This window comes from Bradyrhizobium sp. ISRA436 (genome assembly GCF_029910015.1).
Lineage (GTDB): Bacteria > Pseudomonadota > Alphaproteobacteria > Rhizobiales > Xanthobacteraceae > Bradyrhizobium.
This window is the reverse complement of the sequence record NZ_CP094519.1, coordinates 1,198,718-1,214,552: the sequence shown is the minus strand read 5'-3', so window position 1 is coordinate 1,214,552 and position 15,835 is coordinate 1,198,718. Positions and strand designations below refer to the sequence as shown.

At 65.6% G+C, this 15,835-nt stretch carries 14 protein-coding genes, 1 other RNA gene and 1 pseudogene; 7 read left to right on the top strand and 9 right to left on the bottom strand.

The window, feature by feature from the left end:
* Positions 1-184 precede the first annotated feature (184 nt).
* The 4 genes from ruvB to MTX23_RS05750 all read right to left on the bottom strand — a co-directional run bounded on the left by ruvB (position 185) and on the right by MTX23_RS05750 (position 3,498).
* Positions 185-1,234 (bottom strand): Holliday junction branch migration DNA helicase RuvB, encoded by a 1,050-nt coding sequence (ruvB, locus tag MTX23_RS05765; protein ID WP_280975666.1) that lies wholly within the window; start codon positions 1,232-1,234, stop codon positions 185-187.
* A complete protein-coding gene (gene ruvA, locus MTX23_RS05760; protein WP_280975665.1) occupies positions 1,231-1,848 on the bottom strand; it encodes a Holliday junction branch migration protein RuvA in 618 nt (205 codons plus the stop codon). Before ruvA ends, ruvB begins: the two co-directional genes overlap by 4 nt.
* 181 nt (positions 1,849-2,029) lie before the next feature.
* Positions 2,030-2,557, bottom strand: a complete 528-nt coding sequence (ruvC, locus tag MTX23_RS05755) for a crossover junction endodeoxyribonuclease RuvC (protein ID WP_280975664.1) — start codon at positions 2,555-2,557, stop codon at positions 2,030-2,032.
* Positions 2,558-2,751: 194 nt separating this feature from the next.
* Positions 2,752-3,498 (bottom strand): YebC/PmpR family DNA-binding transcriptional regulator, encoded by a 747-nt coding sequence (locus tag MTX23_RS05750; RefSeq protein ID WP_280975663.1) that lies wholly within the window; start codon positions 3,496-3,498, stop codon positions 2,752-2,754.
* A 198-nt stretch (positions 3,499-3,696) separates the two neighbouring features.
* Between MTX23_RS05750 and MTX23_RS05745 the strand changes: the two are divergent.
* Together MTX23_RS05745 and MTX23_RS05740 are read left to right on the top strand one after the other, a co-directional pair.
* Positions 3,697-5,457, top strand: a pseudogene (locus tag MTX23_RS05745) (methyl-accepting chemotaxis protein).
* 129 nt (positions 5,458-5,586) lie between these two features.
* Positions 5,587-7,011, top strand: a complete 1,425-nt coding sequence (locus MTX23_RS05740) for a methyl-accepting chemotaxis protein (protein WP_280975662.1) — start codon at positions 5,587-5,589, stop codon at positions 7,009-7,011.
* 145 nt (positions 7,012-7,156) lie between these two features.
* Here MTX23_RS05740 and MTX23_RS05735 read toward each other — a convergent pair whose 3' ends face one another.
* Both MTX23_RS05735 and MTX23_RS05730 read right to left on the bottom strand, forming a co-directional pair.
* Positions 7,157-7,984 (bottom strand): TIGR00282 family metallophosphoesterase, encoded by an 828-nt coding sequence (locus MTX23_RS05735; protein WP_280975661.1) that lies wholly within the window; start codon positions 7,982-7,984, stop codon positions 7,157-7,159.
* Positions 7,985-7,986: 2 nt separating this feature from the next.
* On the bottom strand, positions 7,987-8,565 hold the full coding sequence (locus MTX23_RS05730) for a 5-formyltetrahydrofolate cyclo-ligase (RefSeq protein ID WP_280975660.1): 579 nt from the start codon (positions 8,563-8,565) through the stop codon (positions 7,987-7,989).
* On the opposite strand from MTX23_RS05730, the gene MTX23_RS05725 reads away from it, so the two are divergent.
* Positions 8,564-8,806, top strand: coding sequence for a hypothetical protein (locus MTX23_RS05725; RefSeq protein ID WP_280975659.1), 243 nt, complete (start codon positions 8,564-8,566; stop codon positions 8,804-8,806). The genes MTX23_RS05730 and MTX23_RS05725 overlap by 2 nt on opposite strands.
* An 18-nt stretch (positions 8,807-8,824) precedes the next feature.
* On the opposite strand, the gene ssrS is transcribed toward MTX23_RS05725, so the two are convergent.
* The 3 genes from ssrS to MTX23_RS05710 all read right to left on the bottom strand — a co-directional run bounded on the left by ssrS (position 8,825) and on the right by MTX23_RS05710 (position 9,786).
* Positions 8,825-8,985: non-coding RNA, 6S RNA (gene ssrS / locus MTX23_RS05720), on the bottom strand.
* Between the two features lie 100 nt (positions 8,986-9,085).
* A complete protein-coding gene (locus tag MTX23_RS05715; protein WP_280975658.1) occupies positions 9,086-9,469 on the bottom strand; it encodes a cell division protein ZapA in 384 nt (127 codons plus the stop codon).
* Positions 9,466-9,786 (bottom strand): DUF4164 domain-containing protein, encoded by a 321-nt coding sequence (locus MTX23_RS05710; protein ID WP_280975657.1) that lies wholly within the window; start codon positions 9,784-9,786, stop codon positions 9,466-9,468. The genes MTX23_RS05715 and MTX23_RS05710 overlap by 4 nt, the downstream gene beginning before the upstream one ends.
* 334 nt (positions 9,787-10,120) lie before the next feature.
* Between MTX23_RS05710 and tkt the strand changes: the two genes are divergently transcribed.
* From tkt to fba, 4 genes are all read left to right on the top strand, one after another.
* The gene (tkt, locus tag MTX23_RS05705) at positions 10,121-12,103 is read left to right on the top strand and encodes a transketolase (protein WP_280975656.1); all 1,983 of its coding nucleotides are present in this window, start codon (positions 10,121-10,123) and stop codon (positions 12,101-12,103) included.
* Positions 12,104-12,267: 164 nt separating this feature from the next.
* A complete protein-coding gene (gene gap, locus MTX23_RS05700; RefSeq protein WP_280975655.1) occupies positions 12,268-13,275 on the top strand; it encodes a type I glyceraldehyde-3-phosphate dehydrogenase in 1,008 nt (335 codons plus the stop codon).
* A gap of 151 nt (positions 13,276-13,426) precedes the next feature.
* Positions 13,427-14,623, top strand: a complete 1,197-nt coding sequence (locus MTX23_RS05695) for a phosphoglycerate kinase (protein ID WP_280975654.1) — start codon at positions 13,427-13,429, stop codon at positions 14,621-14,623.
* A 50-nt stretch (positions 14,624-14,673) separates the two neighbouring features.
* Complete coding sequence (gene fba, locus MTX23_RS05690) at positions 14,674-15,741, top strand: class II fructose-bisphosphate aldolase (RefSeq protein WP_280975653.1); 1,068 nt, start codon at positions 14,674-14,676, stop codon at positions 15,739-15,741.
* Positions 15,742-15,835: the final 94 nt, after the last annotated feature.

Sequence of the window (15,835 nt, the reverse complement as noted above, 5' to 3'; positions counted from 1 at the left end):
GGCCGCGTTTGTGCAGATAACCTGCAGACACGCCGCAAGGTTACCCTTTAGGGTTACCGGCAGCGCCGTGCGCTGCATCAACACGTCTTTTCACGTCTTCGAGAGCGCAACCGCGGCCACCTTGGCAGCATGACCAGATTATGCTGGCGGCGAACTACAGCTACAGGTGATCCAGGCGTATGGATCAGTCCTCGTCACCATTGCCGCCGAACAGGCCGAACTGCGCGGGATCGCGGTTGGGTTCGGCAAGGCCGAGATGGCGGAAGGCATGCGAGGTCAACAGACGGCCGCGCGGGGTGCGCTGCAGATAGCCGCACTGGATCAGATAGGGCTCGATGATGTCCTCGATCGCGTCGCGCGGCTCCGACAATGCCGCCGCCATGGTCTCGACGCCGACCGGGCCGCCGCCATAGTTCAAAGCGATCGTTGTCAGATAACGGCGGTCCATCGCATCGAGGCCGGCGCTGTCGACCTCGAGCGCACTCAGCGCGCGATCGGCGATGCCGCGGTCGACGGAGTCGGCATCGGCCGCGGAGGCAAAATCCCTGACCCGGCGCAGCAGGCGGCCGGCGATGCGCGGCGTGCCGCGGGCCCGGCGCGCGATCTCGTTGGCGCCGTCGGGGCTCATGCCGATGTTGAGTACGCGGGCGCCACGGCTGACGATCTTCTCCAGCTCCTCCTCGGTGTAGAAGTTCAGCCGGATCGGAATCCCGAAACGGTCGCGCAACGGATTGGTGAGCAGGCCCGCGCGCGTCGTCGCACCCACCAGCGTGAACTTGGAAAGCTCGATCTTCACCGAGCGCGCCGCTGGTCCCTCGCCGATGATCAGGTCGAGCTGGAAATCCTCCATCGCCGGATACAGCACTTCTTCCACCGCCGGACTCAGGCGATGGATCTCGTCGATGAACAGCACGTCGCGCTCTTCGAGATTGGTGAGCAGCGCCGCGAGATCGCCGGCCTTGGCGATGACCGGACCCGACGTGGCGCGAAAGCCGACGCCGAGCTCGCGCGCGACGATCTGCGCCAGCGTGGTCTTGCCGAGGCCCGGAGGCCCGACGAACAGCACGTGATCCAGCGCCTCGCCGCGCTTCTTCGCCGCTTCGATGAAGATCGAGAGATTCTTGCGCGCCTGCGCCTGGCCGACGAACTCCGTCAGCGACTGCGGACGCAGCGCGGTATCGCCGACATCATCGGAGCGGCGTTCGGGCGTGACGATGCGGGAGGGCGTGTTCACTTCGACAATTCCTTCAGGCCCAGCCGGATCAGTTGCGCGGTTTCGGCCTTCTCACCGGCGCTGCGCGAGGCGGCGGCGATCGCGGCGGCGGCCTGCGGCTGGCCGTAGCCGAGATTGACCAGCGCGGAGATCGCGTCCGTCACCGGGCGCGGCGCGCGGTTGTTGTCGATCGCGCCCGAAAGCTGCACCACCGCCGGATCGACATCGGCAAAGCCGGGCGCCTTGTCCTTCAATTCGCTGACGATGCGCTCGGCGACCTTCGGCCCCACCCCCGGCGTGCGGGCAACCGCCGCCTTGTCGCGCAACGCGATGGCATTTGCGAGGTCGGTCGGTGGCAGTGTGCCGAGCACCGCGAGCGCCACCTTGGCGCCGACGCCCTGCACGGTCTGCAGCAGGCGAAACCATTCGCGCTCATGATCGCTGCGGAAGCCGAACAGCTTGATCTGGTCCTCGCGGACATAGGTCTCGATCGACAGCACCGCAGCCGCGCCCGGCGACGGCAGCGCCTGCAGCGTGCGGCTGGCGCAGTGCACCTGATAGCCGACGCCGCCGACATCGAGGATCACATAGTCCTCGCCATAGGAATCGATCAGGCCCTTGAGCTTGCCAATCATGATGCCCCCTCGGACCTGGCGCTCGCGTTCCGTTCGTTCGCTTTGGTGTTGGCTTTGGTGAGGCACGCACCAGCGGCATGGTTCCCTCCCCCCTTACCCCTCTCCCCAACCCTCCCCCGCAAGGGGGGAGGGAGCCTGACGAGTGTGCCCTCCTCACGTCGCGAAAGCTTGCAAGCGCTCCTCATAGGCTTGCCACCTTCAGCCGCAGCGCGGCGCTCTGGCGGTGATGCGCGTGCGTGATCGCGATCGCCAGCGCATCGGCCGCGTCGGCGGATGGCGGCTCGGCTTTCGGCAGCAGGATCTTCAACATCACCTGGACCTGGTTCTTCTCGGCATGTCCGGCGCCGACCACGGTCTTCTTGACCTGGTTCGGCGCGTATTCCGCGACAGAGATGCCGAACATTGCGGGCGCCAGCATGGCGACGCCGCGCGCCTGCCCGAGCTTGAGCGTGGCGACGCCGTCCTTGTTGACGAAGGTCTGTTCCACTGCCGCCTCCGCCGGCTTGTAGTCGCCGAGCACGGCGGCGAGCCCCTCATGGATCGCGAGCAGGCGGCTCGCGAGCGGCAGGTTATCGGGCGTTTCGACCGAGCCGCAGGCGATGTAGACCAGCCGGTTGCCCTCGGTCTCGATCACGCCCCAGCCGGTGCGGCGGAGGCCTGGATCGATACCGATGATGCGGACGGGGGAGCGAATCGGCTGCGATGTCATGGGGGAGTGATACCGCCTGTGCACCGAGAACGAAACACAAACGGAGCGTCATCCCCTGCCCCGCCTGTCATGCCCTGCTCGTCATCCCCGCGAAAGCGGGGATCCAGTACGCCGCGGCGTCGCGGATCAAATGCAGGTCTCTGGAATACTGGGTCGCCCAGTCAAGCCGGGCGATGACAGCAATGCAAGCGGCGTCAGCCGCCCATCTTCGCCATGAGCGCGTCGGACACTTCGAAATTGGCGAACACGTTCTGCACGTCGTCGTGCTCGTTGAGCATGTCCATCAACTTCAACAGCTTTTCGCCGGTCTCATCGTCGACCGAGACGGTGTTCTGCGGCTTCCAGGTCAGCGCCGCCTTGCGCGGCTCGCCGAACTTCGCCTCCAGCGCCTTGGCGACCTCGCGGAATGTCTCCTGCGAGGCGTAGACCTCGTGGCCACCCTCGCTGGAGACCACGTCGTCGGCGCCGGCCTCGATGGCCGCATCCAGCATGGCGTCGTCGGAGGCGACACTCTTGTCGTATTCGATGATGCCGGTGCGGTCGAACATGAAGGCGACCGAGCCGGTTTCGCCGAGATTGCCGCCGGACTTGGTGAAGAAGGAGCGGATGTCGGAGGCTGCGCGGTTGCGGTTGTCGGTCAGCGCCTCGACGATCACGGCGACGCCGCCGGGGCCATAACCCTCATAGCGGATCTCTTCGTAGTTTTCGCCGTCGCTGCCGGACGCCTTCTTGATGGCGCGCTCGATATTGTCCTTGGGCATGTTCTCGGCGCGCGCCGCGACCACGGCGGCGCGCAGACGCGGATTCATCGCCGGATCCGGGGTGCCCAGCTTGGCCGCCACGGTGATTTCGCGGGCCAGCTTGCCGAAAAGCTTCGACCGCTGGGCATCCTGCCGGCCCTTGCGGTGCATGATGTTCTTGAATTGGGAATGGCCGGCCATGCGTGGTCTCTTGGAAGCGTCAGGTCAAAGGGGGTGGAAAGCGCGGCCTTATAGGCCTCCCTCCGGCCAAAATCAAAGATCGGCGGGGCGTTCCGTCACGGATACTACCGCAGGCCGGAATGTGAGGCACCTGTTAACCATGACTTCATGCCCGGGTGAGAGGATCGGCCGTCCCGCCCTTACTCACAAGAGTCCCCGATGGCGTTCGGTTTGTTTCGAAGGCGAGAGCCGGAGTCGGTTGCGCCTGCCGTCAAATCAGAGGTTCCGGCCGCGAGTGTCGCGCCCGAAGCCCTCACCTCGACCGAGAGCGATTCGGCCAGGGAAATCCTTGAACTGCTGGAACTCGAGCTCGGCGGCATGATCCGCCAGCTCGAGCGCGCCGCAAGCTCGGTGGCCGCCGGTGCGGAAGCCACAGCCGCGACGCTTGCGACCATCCGGGCGCGGACCGACGCGCTGACCGGCCGCACCAGCGCCGCGCAAAGCACCGCGACGACATTCTCGGAAGCCGCCGACAGGTTCACCCATTCCGCCGAGGGCATCGGCCAGCAGGTGCGCAACGCCAGCTAACTGGCCGATGACGCCGCGGCTGCGGCGCGCGAAGCCACCGCCAATGTCGACCGCCTGCGCGAATCCTCGGCCGCGATCGGCAACGTCGTCAATCTGATCGCGCAGATCGCGCGCCAGACCACGCTGCTTGCGCTCAACTCGACGATCGAGGCGGCGCGCGCCGGCGCCGCAGGCAAGGGCTTTGCGGTGGTCGCAACCGAGGTCAAGGCGCTCGCGGTGCAGACCCAGAGCGCGACCGAGGAGATCACCAAGAAGATCGAGGCGCTGCAGAAGGACGCCACTGGATCCGCGGACGCCGTGCACCGCATCTCGCAGGCGATCGAGGCGATCCGCCCGGTCTTCGAGCACGTCAACGGCGCAGTCGTCGAGCAGAACCAGATCACCGGCGAGATCGGCCAGAACGCGGCCTCCGCGTCTCACTTCATCGTCTCGGTCGGCACCAGCGCCGGCGAGATCGACAGCGCAACGCAGGAAGCCGCAGCGCATGGCGACAACGTCGCCAGGGCCGGCAAGGCCGTGACCGCCTTCGCCCAGAAGCTGAAGGCGCGCTGCGCGGTACTGCTGCGGCAGAACGAGCGCGAGGATCGCCGCAGGAGCGAGCGCCTGCCCTGCAGCCTCGGCATCGAGATCAAGACCGCGCGCGGCACTATCACCGCGCCAGTCTACGAGCTTGCAATGGACGGCATCCTGATCGGCGGGCCCGAGGCCGACAAGCTCCCTGCGCATGAGAACCTGAGCGCGACCTTGCAGGACATCGGCGCCTGCCGCATCAGGATCGGCGAACGCTCCAGGGCCGGCGCACAGGCGCGGTTCGAGGCTCCGACCGCCGAGCTGCGCGAGAAGATCGAAGACCGGATGTGGGCGATCCACGAGGAGAACACCGAGTTCGTCACCCGCGCGATGCAAGCCGGCAGCGCGCTGACCAAGATCTTCGAGAACGCCGTCGCCGGCGGCGCGGTCACGGTCGACGACCTGTTCGACACCGACTATGTCGAGATACCGGGCACCAATCCGGTGCAGTACCGCACCAAAATGCTCGATTGGGCGGAGCGCGCGCTGCCGCCGTTCCAGGAAGCGTTCCTCGCCAGGGATCCGCGGATGGCGTTCTGCGTCGCGATCGACCAGAACGGCTATTTGCCCGTCCACAACAAGCTCTACTCGCATCCGCAGCGGCCGGGCGACGTCGCCTACAACACCGCGAACTGCCGCAACCGCCGCATCTTCAACGATCCGGCGGGGCTTGCCGCCGGCCGCAACCAGCGCGCCTATCTGATCCAGACCTATGCGCGCGACATGGGCAGCGGCACGACCGTGATGATGCGCGAGATCGACGTGCCGATCCGCGTGCGCGGCCGGCACTGGGGCGGCTTCCGCACCGCCTACAAGCTTTGATCGGAATTCTTGTAGCCCGTCAAACGAGTGCACGCTCAGGCAAGACCGCAGCCGCGAATCACGCTTTAGGATCGGAACGGGAATGCCGCAGCGGGTCGACGGGCGGTTCTGACGGGAGGACGCTCGAAAATGTCGGTCGCGCAGCTTGCAGTTCTGGACACGTCATCCGACCGGACGCTCGCCGAACGGCTCATTGACCAGATCGCCGACCGTATCGGCGGCCTCGGGGTGGAGCTGGCCGACATCGCCGGCAACGTCCAGGAGGTCGCAAGCCGCGTCAGCAACCAGTCGGAGCGCTTCCACCATTTGCAGAAGACGGCCGAGACCATGGTCTCGGCCAATCACGACATCGCCAATGCGTCGCAGGCCGTGCAGTCGACCACATCCGCCGCGGTTGGCCAGATCGCGCAGTCGCGCAGCGCGGTCGAGACCGCGGTCGGTCACATCGCAGAGCTCGTGGCCGCGGTTGGACGGATCGAGGCGCGACTTGCCGCAGTCGGCTCGGCGCTGAACCAGGTCGCCAAGGTCTCCGGTTCGATCGAGGCGATCGCGAAGCAGACCAATCTGCTGGCACTCAACGCCACGATCGAGGCCGCGCGCGCCGGCACTGCCGGTCGCGGCTTTGCCGTCGTCGCGAGCGAGGTGAAGAGCCTGGCGGAGGCGACCCGCCAGGCGACGCATCAGATTTCCGACACGGTCCGCGATCTCGACGGTCAAATCGGCAGCCTGATTGGCGAGAGCAGCGACGCCTCGCTGCGCGCAAAAAGCGCCGGCGAAGGCGCCCAGCAGATCTCCGGCATCATCACGCGCATACAGGAGGGTTTTTCATCCGTGGGCGCCGAGATCGACAGCGTCGCGCGCGCCGCGACCTCGAATCTCGGTCATTGCGACACCGTGATTGCGGAGCTGAACGAGCTTGCCAAAGGCGTCGATCTCTCCTCGCGCGACCTCAAGCACGCCGACGAGCGGGTGACGAAGCTGCTCGAAACCTCGGAACACCTGATCGCGATGATAGCCGACAGCGGCGTGCAGACTTCGGACGCGCCGCTGATCCGCGTCGTGATCGAGACCGCAAAGCAGATCTCGGACCTGTTCGAGAATGCGATCGCACGCGGCGAGATCACGCTCGCCCAATTGATGGACGAGAAGTACCGCGAGATATCAGGGACCGATCCGAAGCAGTATCTGACCGACTACACAGCGTTCACCGATCGCGTGCTGCCCACGATTCAGGACCCGCTCCAGAAAAGCGACCCGCGCATCGTATTCTGTGTCGCCTGGGCCAGGGGCGGCTATCTGCCGACGCACAATCCGAACTACCGGCTGCCGCAGGGCCCCGATCCCGTCTGGAACAACGCCAATTGCCGCAACCGCCGCCTGTTCAACGATCGCGCGGTGAAGAAGGTCGCCGGCAACACCAAGCCGTTTCTGCTGCAGACCTACCGCCGCGACATGGGCGGCGGCAATTTCGTGCTGATGAAGGACCTGTCGTCGCCGATTGTCGTACGCGGCCAGCACTGGGGCGCGTTCCGCATGGGCTTCCGGCAGAGCTAAGGCCGAAGTCGTCATTGCGAGGAGCTCGCGACAAAATTGCGGAGCAATTTTGCGCAGCGACGAAGCAATCCATGCCGACGCTTGCCGTGCGAAAAGATTAGTCCCGGATTTCGCTTCGCTCCATCCGGGCTAAGCTCACTCGCTATCACTTCACCCAGAACCCCGGCACCGCGGGCTCGAGCCGTCCGCCGGCCCGCACCGGCGCGACATTCACGGCAAGCCCGGTCGCATCGTCGGTCTCCACCGCGACCCCGCTCAGCGTTGCGGGTCCCGACGCCGGCTCGAAGCGGGCGGACGGAATGCCGGTGAGGAAGCGCTGCAGCGGCTCCTCCTTCTGCATGCCGATCACCGAATCATAGTCGCCGGTCATGCCGGCGTCGCTCATATAGGCGGTGCCGCCTGGCAGCACCTGGTGGTCGGCGGTCGGCACGTGGGTGTGAGTGCCGACCACGAGGCTGACGCGGCCGTCGCAGAAGAAGCCCATGCCCTGCTTCTCGCTGGTCGCCTCGCCATGGAAATCGACGACGATGGCGTCGGCACCCTCGCGCAACGGGCAGGCATCGAGCTCGCGCTCGACCGCGCTGAAGGGATCGTTGGCGGACGGCTCCATGAACACGCGGCCGATCGCATTGATGACGAGCGCACGCTTGCCGTTCTTGGTGTCGATCAGCGTCGCCCCGCGGCCGGGCGAATGGCGCGGGAAGTTCAACGGGCGGATCAGCCGCGGCGCGCGCTCGATGAACACCAGCGCCTCCTTCTGATTCCAGGCGTGGTTGCCGAGAGTGATCGCGTCGGCGCCGGCGTCGAGCAGCTCCTGGTATATCGCCTCGGTGATGCCGAAGCCGCCGGCGGAATTTTCGCCATTGACGATGACAAGATCGAGCGACCAGTCCCTGATCATGCCGGGAAGGTGGTCGGCGATGGCGGTGCGGCCGGTCCTGCCGACGACGTCACCAACGAAGAGAATACGCAATGCTAGACACTCCGGAAATCGAACGTCTGACGTTCCGTTAGCACATAATCCAGCGGAACGTCGTGCGACAACGCCGGAATCGCCTTGGTTTCCTGCGCGGCGAACGCAAGCCCGACGCCGATTACATGCTTGGCCTTGCGCAGATGCGCGAAGGTATAGTCGTAATAGCCGGCGCCGTAGCCGATGCGATGGCCGAGCCGGTCGAAGGCGGCAAGCGGCACCAGCATCACGTCCGGATGCACTTCGGCGGCAGCCGGCGACGGCTCGGGGATGCCGAGCGGCCCGAGCATCAGCCTCTCATGCGGCGCCCAGGCGCGGAAGGTCAGCGACTGGCCGCGCGCATTGACGCAGGGCAGCGCGAGCCGCGCGCCCTTGGCTGCAAGCTTCAGCATCAGCGGCGTCGGATCGAGCTCGCTGCGGATCGGCGAATAGCCCGACACGATCATGCCTGAAGTGATGTCGAACGGCGCGCCGCGTTTGGCCAGCGCTTCGGCAGCAGTGCGGCGCTGCTCGTCGCTCAACGCATCGCGCTTGGCCAGCGCCAGCGCCCGGAGTTCGGCCTTCGATGGAGATGCATGCATGACCATCTTCCGCTGTCATCGTCCGCGACAGCGGACAATCAAAATTCCAGAGACGCTCGCAATCTTGCGGCCAGGCCGCGGCGTACTGGATACCCCGCATCGGTGGGGCAGGCACGGCTACTCGCTCAAACCGCCGCAACGCGACGATACCGAAACAGCAAAAACTCAAAGCACGATCCGGAAAAGTGTGAAGCGGTCTTCCGCGGAGATCATGCTCAAGCACAACGCCAAAGCGCGATGACCTCATCGCGCGTTAGAGTGCGAAGCCGCAGAGGCCGTTGGAGCGCTCGATCCCGGAGTTCCCTACGAAAGTAGGTGGGCACCATATGTCCGGGTCCACGGACCCGGCCAGGGACAGTTCCCTAAAGGATCGATAAGGCCCCGGGGATATATGGCTCCTGACGCACGACGCAGCTTCGCGACGGCTAATGTAGCGACGAAGTGCCTGCTCCGCCAGCGACAAGGACGACGCAGCTGGTGTAATCCCTATATCCTTCCCCTCCGGCAGAGGATGCAAAGATCATCCGATCGCGATCCCGCCGCCGATGGTACGGTTGAGCACCTGCGTGGTGTGCTCGATCCGCTCGGCGGCGGCGTTGAGCGCATTGCAGACGGCGACCTGGGTCGCGCGGGCGCGGTCGGCGGCGGCCACGCGTGCGTTGCGCAGCTGCTCGATCTCTTCCTCGAGGTTGCGGATGCGTGATCCGGCGTCGACCAGTTCGTCGCAGGCAGTGAGCGCCGCCATCACCGTCAGCCGCGCATCGCCGATCTCGCCGAATTTCCCGCGCAGCGATTCGATGCGCTGCTCGAGGTTTTCCGCGAGTTTGAGCAGCCGCACCTCCTGGCCCTCCTCGCAGGCCATCCGGTATTGCCGGCCATTGATGGTGACGTTGATATGGCTCATCTCGTTTCTCCGCCCTCCAGCACGGCACGAATGGTGCTGATCACCGCGTCGAGCCTTTCCGCGATCTCGCGATTGGCGCGCTCGAGCTTGCGCGTCTTCACCAGCGATCCGTCGAGCTCGTCGGCAAGCCTGGAGCGATCGGCACCGAGCGCCTGAATCCGGCTCGCCAGCTCGTTCTCGTCGCGATCGGCCTCGCGCCGCCGCTCCACCGAGCTCTCCAGCGCATCGAGCGCCGCCATCAGCCGCTTTGTCGCAGCATCGATATCGGCAAGAGGTGCCTCGGTATTGCCAGACCCGTTGGCGGGACGATCACTCATGACACGCGGCGCGAACCCTTCGCAAGTTGGCCTGGGTAGCCTGCTTGAGATAAGCCTGCCGCACGGCAAAACCGGCGTATCGGCAAGCGGTTAGGGGATGAAATTTACGTGGCGAGCGAGCCCAGCGCAATGTCGGCGCAGAGCTATGCACCGAACAATCGAAATGGCCGATTTCGAGCAACTTTTCCCCGTTTTGGGGCGGTTGATCGCCTTGGACTTGAGGATTTGAGGTGCTAATCCACCCCTCAACCCCGTAAGGCCATCACGCGCGTGTCGCGGCTGCCCGCCCCGATGCGTCCCGCAACCAACTCCTCATTTCAGGCGGACTTTCATCATGACGCAGGTCGATCACACCCGTATGGCCAATGCGATCCGTGGCCTTGCCATGGACGCCGTCGAGAAGGCGAATTCCGGCCATCCCGGCCTGCCGATGGGAGCCGCCGACATCGCCACGGTGCTGTTCACACAATTCCTGAAATTCGATGCGGCCGACACGGCCTGGCCCGACCGCGACCGCTTCGTGCTGTCGGCCGGCCACGGCTCGATGCTGCTCTATGCCCTGCTGTACCTCACCGGCAACAAGGACATGACGCTCGACCAGATCAAGCATTTCCGCCAGCTCGGATCGATGACGCCGGGACACCCGGAGAATTTCCACACCAAGGGCATCGAGACCACCACTGGCCCGCTCGGCCAGGGGATCGCGACCGCGGTCGGCATGGCGCTGGCCGAGAAGATGCTCGCCGCCGAGTTCGGCAAGAAGATCGTCAACCACCACACCTATGTGCTCGCCTCCGACGGCGACCTGATGGAAGGCATCTCGCAGGAAGCGATCGCGCTGGCCGGTCACTGGCGGCTCAACAAAATGATCGTGCTGTATGACGACAACGGCATCTCGATCGACGGCCCGACCTCGATCGCGGATTCCGTCGACCAGGTGAAGCGCTTCAAGTCGGCCGGCTGGGCCGCAGAGCTGATCGACGGCCAGGATCCGAAGGCGATCGCCGCCGCGATCACCCGCGCGCAGAAGTCGAACAAGCCGTCGCTGATCGCCTGCAAGACCACGATCGGCTACGGCGCACCGCACAAGGCCGGCACCGCCAAGGCGCATGGCGAGGCGCTCGGCGCCGACGAGTTGAAGGCCGCCAAGGAAAATCTCGGTATCTCGCTTGAGCCGTTCTCGGTGCCGGATGACGTGCTGAAGGCCTGGCGCGAGGCCGGCAGCCGCGGCGCGGCCGCGCACAAGGCGTGGGATGAGCAGTTCGCCCAGCTCGGCAGCCGCAAGCGCGCCGAGTTCGAGCGCCGCCTGCGCCACGAGCGCCCGCAGTCGCTCGCCAAGGCGCTGCGCGCGCACAAGAAGGCGCTCTTGGAGAATCCGCTCAATGTCGCGACCCGCAAATCGTCGGAGGCCGCGATCGAGGTGATCGCCGCCGCGATGCCGATGGAATTCGTGGCCGGCTCCGCCGATCTCACCGGCTCGAACAACAACAAGGCGAAGTCGGCGGTGGCGTTCGCCGCCAAGACGCCGAAGGGCCGCTTCATTCATTACGGCATCCGCGAGCACGGCATGGCGGCGTGCCTCAACGGCCTCTTCCTGCATGGCGGCTTCGCGCCGAACGGCGCGACCTTCCTGGTGTTCACCGACTATGCGCGCGGCGCGATACGGCTGTCGGCGCTGATGGGCACTGGCGTCGTCTATGTCATGACCCATGACTCGATCGGCCTCGGCGAGGACGGCCCGACGCACCAGCCGGTCGAGCACCTCTCGGCGCTGCGCGCGATGCCCAACATGCGCGTGTTCCGTCCCTGCGACGCGGTCGAGACCGCCGAGTGCTGGGAACTGGCGCTCAACCGTGTCGAAGGGCCGACCGTGCTGGCGCTGACCCGCCAGAACCTGCCGCAGCTCCGCACCACAGCGCCGAACGACAACCCGTGCAGCCACGGCGCCTATGAGCTGGTGGCGGCGCAGGGTGACGCAAAAGTGTCATTGTTCGCCTCCGGTTCCGAGGTCCAGCTCGCGGTCGAGGCGCAGAAGCAGCTCGCCGGACGCGGCATCGCGACGCGAGTGGTTTCGGTGCCTTCGCTGGAATTGCTGCTGGCGCAGCCCGCCGAGCGCCAAAATGCCATTATCGGCAACGCTCCGGTCAAAATCGCGGTCGAAGCCGCCGTGCGCTGGGGTTGGGATGCCGTGATCGGCCATGATGGCGAATTCGTGGGCATGCGCGGTTTCGGCGCCAGCGCCCCGGGGAAGGACCTTTTCAAACACTTCGGCATTACTGCTGAGGCCGTCGTTAACGCTGCGCTGAAGCGCATCTGACGCCGGCCAGACACCCGCCGGCCGACGGTTGAGCTTGCGACGAAAAAGGATTACCAAAGCTCCATCTTTTCCGTCCGCGCCCGGCCGAACCGGGCGTTCCGCCGTAAAACCCTCGTGGGAGGTCTCCCGCGGGGCGGGCATCAGCTTTTAGAGGAGAGACGAGCATGGCAATCCGCGTCGCGATCAACGGATTTGGACGTATCGGCCGCAATGTGTTGCGCGCCATTGCCGAGTCCGGCCGCAGGGATATCGAGGTGGTCGGCATCAACGACCTCGGTCCGGTCGAGACCAACGCGCACCTGCTGCGCTTCGACTCCGTGCACGGCCGCTTCCCCGGCACCGTGACCGTCGAGGGTGACACGATTAGCGTCGGCGACAGCAAGATCAAGGTTTCCGCCGAGCGCGATCCCTCGAAGCTACCGTGGAAGGCCCTCGGCGTCGATGTCGCGCTGGAATGCACCGGCATCTTCACGTCGAAGGACAAGGCCTCCGCGCACCTTACCGCCGGCGCCAAGCGCGTGCTGGTCTCGGCTCCGGCTGATGGCGCCGATGCCACCATCGTCTACGGCGTCAACCACGAGACGCTGACCAAGGACCACATGGTGGTCTCGAACGGCTCCTGCACCACCAACTGCCTGGCCCCGGTCGCCAAGGTGTTGAACGACACGGTCGGCATCGAGACCGGCTTCATGACCACGATCCACGCCTACACCGGCGACCAGCCGACCCTCGACACCCTGCACAAGGACCTCTATCGCGGCCGCGCGGCGGCGATGTCGATGATCCCGACCTCGACCGGTGCGGCGAAGGCGATCGGCCTGGTGCTGCCGGAGCTGAAGGGCAAGCTCGACGGCGTCGCGATCCGCGTGCCGACCCCGAACGTCTCGGTGGTCGACCTCAAGATCGTCGCCAAGCGCGCCACCGATGCCAAGGAGATCAACGAGGCGATGAAGCGCGCCTCCGAGCAGCAGCTCAAGGGCATCCTCGGCTACACCACCGCGCCGAACGTCTCGATCGACTTCAACCACGATCCGCACTCGTCGACCTTCCACATGGACCAGACCAAGGTGCAGAACGGCACGCTGGTGCGCGTGATGTCGTGGTACGACAACGAGTGGGGCTTCTCCAACCGCATGGCCGATACCGCCGTCGCGATCGGAAAGCTTCTCTAAGACAGACGATCCGTCATGCCCGGCCTTGTGCCGGGCATCCACGTCTTAGGCCCCACATGTCAAGACATGGATGGATGGCCGGGACTTGGGAAAGCGAAGCGCCGCCGTCCCTCGGACGGCTATGCCCGGCCATGACGTAGGAAACACCCCCGTGACAAAATCATTCCGCACCCTCGACGACGTCGACGTGAAGGGCAAGCGCGTGCTGCTGCGCGTCGACCTCAACGTCCCCATGGAAAATGGCCGCGTCACCGACGCCACCCGGCTAGAGCGCGTCGCTCCCACCATCACCGAAATCTCCGACAAGGGCGGCAAGGTGATCCTGCTGGCCCATTTCGGCCGGCCCAAGGGGCGCGATCCCAAGGAGTCGCTCAAGCCCGTGGCCGAGGCGCTGTCCGAAGTGATCAAGCGCCCTGTCGCCTTCGCCGACGACTGCATCGGCGACGTCGCAGCCAAGGCGGTTGCGGCGCTGAAGGACGGCGATATCCTCTGCCTTGAGAACACCCGCTTCCACAAGGAAGAGGAAAAGAACGACGCCGGCTTCGTCGCTGAGCTCGCCAAGCTCGGCGACATCTGGGTCAACGACGCATTCTCCGCCGCGCACCGCGCACACGCCTCGACCGAAGGCCTCGGCCACAAGCTGCCGGCCTACGCCGGCCGCACCATGCAGGCCGAGCTCGATGCACTCGGCAAGGCGCTGGAGGCGCCGACCAAGCCGGTGATCGCAATCATCGGCGGCGCGAAGGTGTCGACCAAGATCGATCTTCTGGAGAACCTGGTGACCAAGGTCGATGCGCTGGTGATCGGCGGCGGCATGGCCAACACCTTCCTGCACGCGCAAGGCGTCGCCATCGGCAAGTCGTTGGCCGAAAAGGACCTCGCCGCGACCGCGCTCAAGATCCTGGACAAGGCCAACGCCTCCAACTGCGCGATCATCCTGCCGGTCGACGCCGTGGTCGCCAGCCAGTTCTCGGCCAATGCGCCGTCGCATGCCTACGGGCTCGACGCGATTCCCGCCGACGGCATGATCCTCGACGTCGGCCCGCAATCGATCGCGCGCATCCATGCCGCGATCGACGATGCGGCAACCCTGGTGTGGAACGGACCGCTCGGCGCCTTCGAGCTGACCCCGTTCGACCGCGGCACGGTGGTGTCGGCGAAACATGCCGCCGAACGGACCAAGGTGAAGGAGCTGATCTCGGTCGCCGGCGGCGGCGACACCGTCGCGGCGCTGAACCAGGCCGGCGTCGCCGGGGATTTTTCCTACGTTTCGACCGCGGGCGGCGCTTTTCTTGAATGGATGGAAGGCAAGCCGCTGCCCGGCGTCGAAGTTCTGAAGAAGGGCTAACTCACATCCGATCACGCGCGAAGGCGCTGCAAATACAGGGAGAAAACTGAATGGCTCGCATTACGTTGCGGCAACTGCTCGACCATGCGGCCGAGCATGATTACGGCGTTCCGGCGTTCAACATCAACAACATGGAGCAGGCCCTGTCGATCATGGCCGCAGCCTCCGAGGTTGACGCCCCCGTCATCATCCAGGCTTCGCGCGGCGCGCGCTCCTATGCCAACGACGTCATGCTCAAGCACATGATGGACGCCCTCACTGAGATCTATCCGCAGATTCCCGTCTGCGTGCATCTCGACCACGGCAACGAGCCCGCCACCTGCATGACCGCGATCCAGGCCGGCTTCACCTCGGTGATGATGGACGGCTCGCTCAAGGCCGACGGCAAGACCCCCGGCGACTGGGATTACAATGTCGGCGTCACCAAGACCGTGACCGGCATGGCCCATCTCGGCGGCATCTCGGTCGAAGGCGAGCTCGGCGTGCTCGGCTCGCTCGAGACCGGCATGGGCGACAAGGAAGACGGCCACGGCGCCGAGGGCAAGCTGTCGCATGACCAGCTGCTCACCAATCCCGACGAGGCCGTGAAGTTCGTCAAGGAGACCAAGGTCGACGCGCTGGCGATCGCGATGGGCACCTCGCACGGCGCCTACAAGTTCACCCGCAAGCCCGACGGCGACATCCTCGCCATGAACGTGATCGAGGAGATCCATCGCAAGCTGCCGAACATGCATCTGGTGATGCACGGCTCGTCCTCGGTGCCGCAGGAGCTGCAGGACATCATCAACGCCAATGGCGGCAAGATGAAGCCGACCTGGGGCGTGCCGGTCGCCGAGATCCAGCGCGGCATCAAGAACGGCGTGCGCAAGATCAACATCGACACCGACAACCGCATGGCGATGACCGGCCAGATCCGCAAGGTGCTGAAGGACAACCCGGAAGAGTTCGATCCGCGCAAGTACCTGAAGCCCGCGATGGAGGCGATGACCAAGCTGTGCAAGCAGCGGCTGCAGGAGTTCAATACCGCGGGCCAGGCCAGCAAGATCAAGCGGGTGCTGACCACGGCGGAAATGGCCAAGCGCTACGCCGCAGGCGAGCTCGCCCCCAAGATCGCCTGACAGCAGACAACATTAACGACGGGACATCGCTTCTGACGCAGTCGGGAACGGTGTCCCCCATCGGCCCGCCGCCGCTGCAACCCTGGCGGCCGCG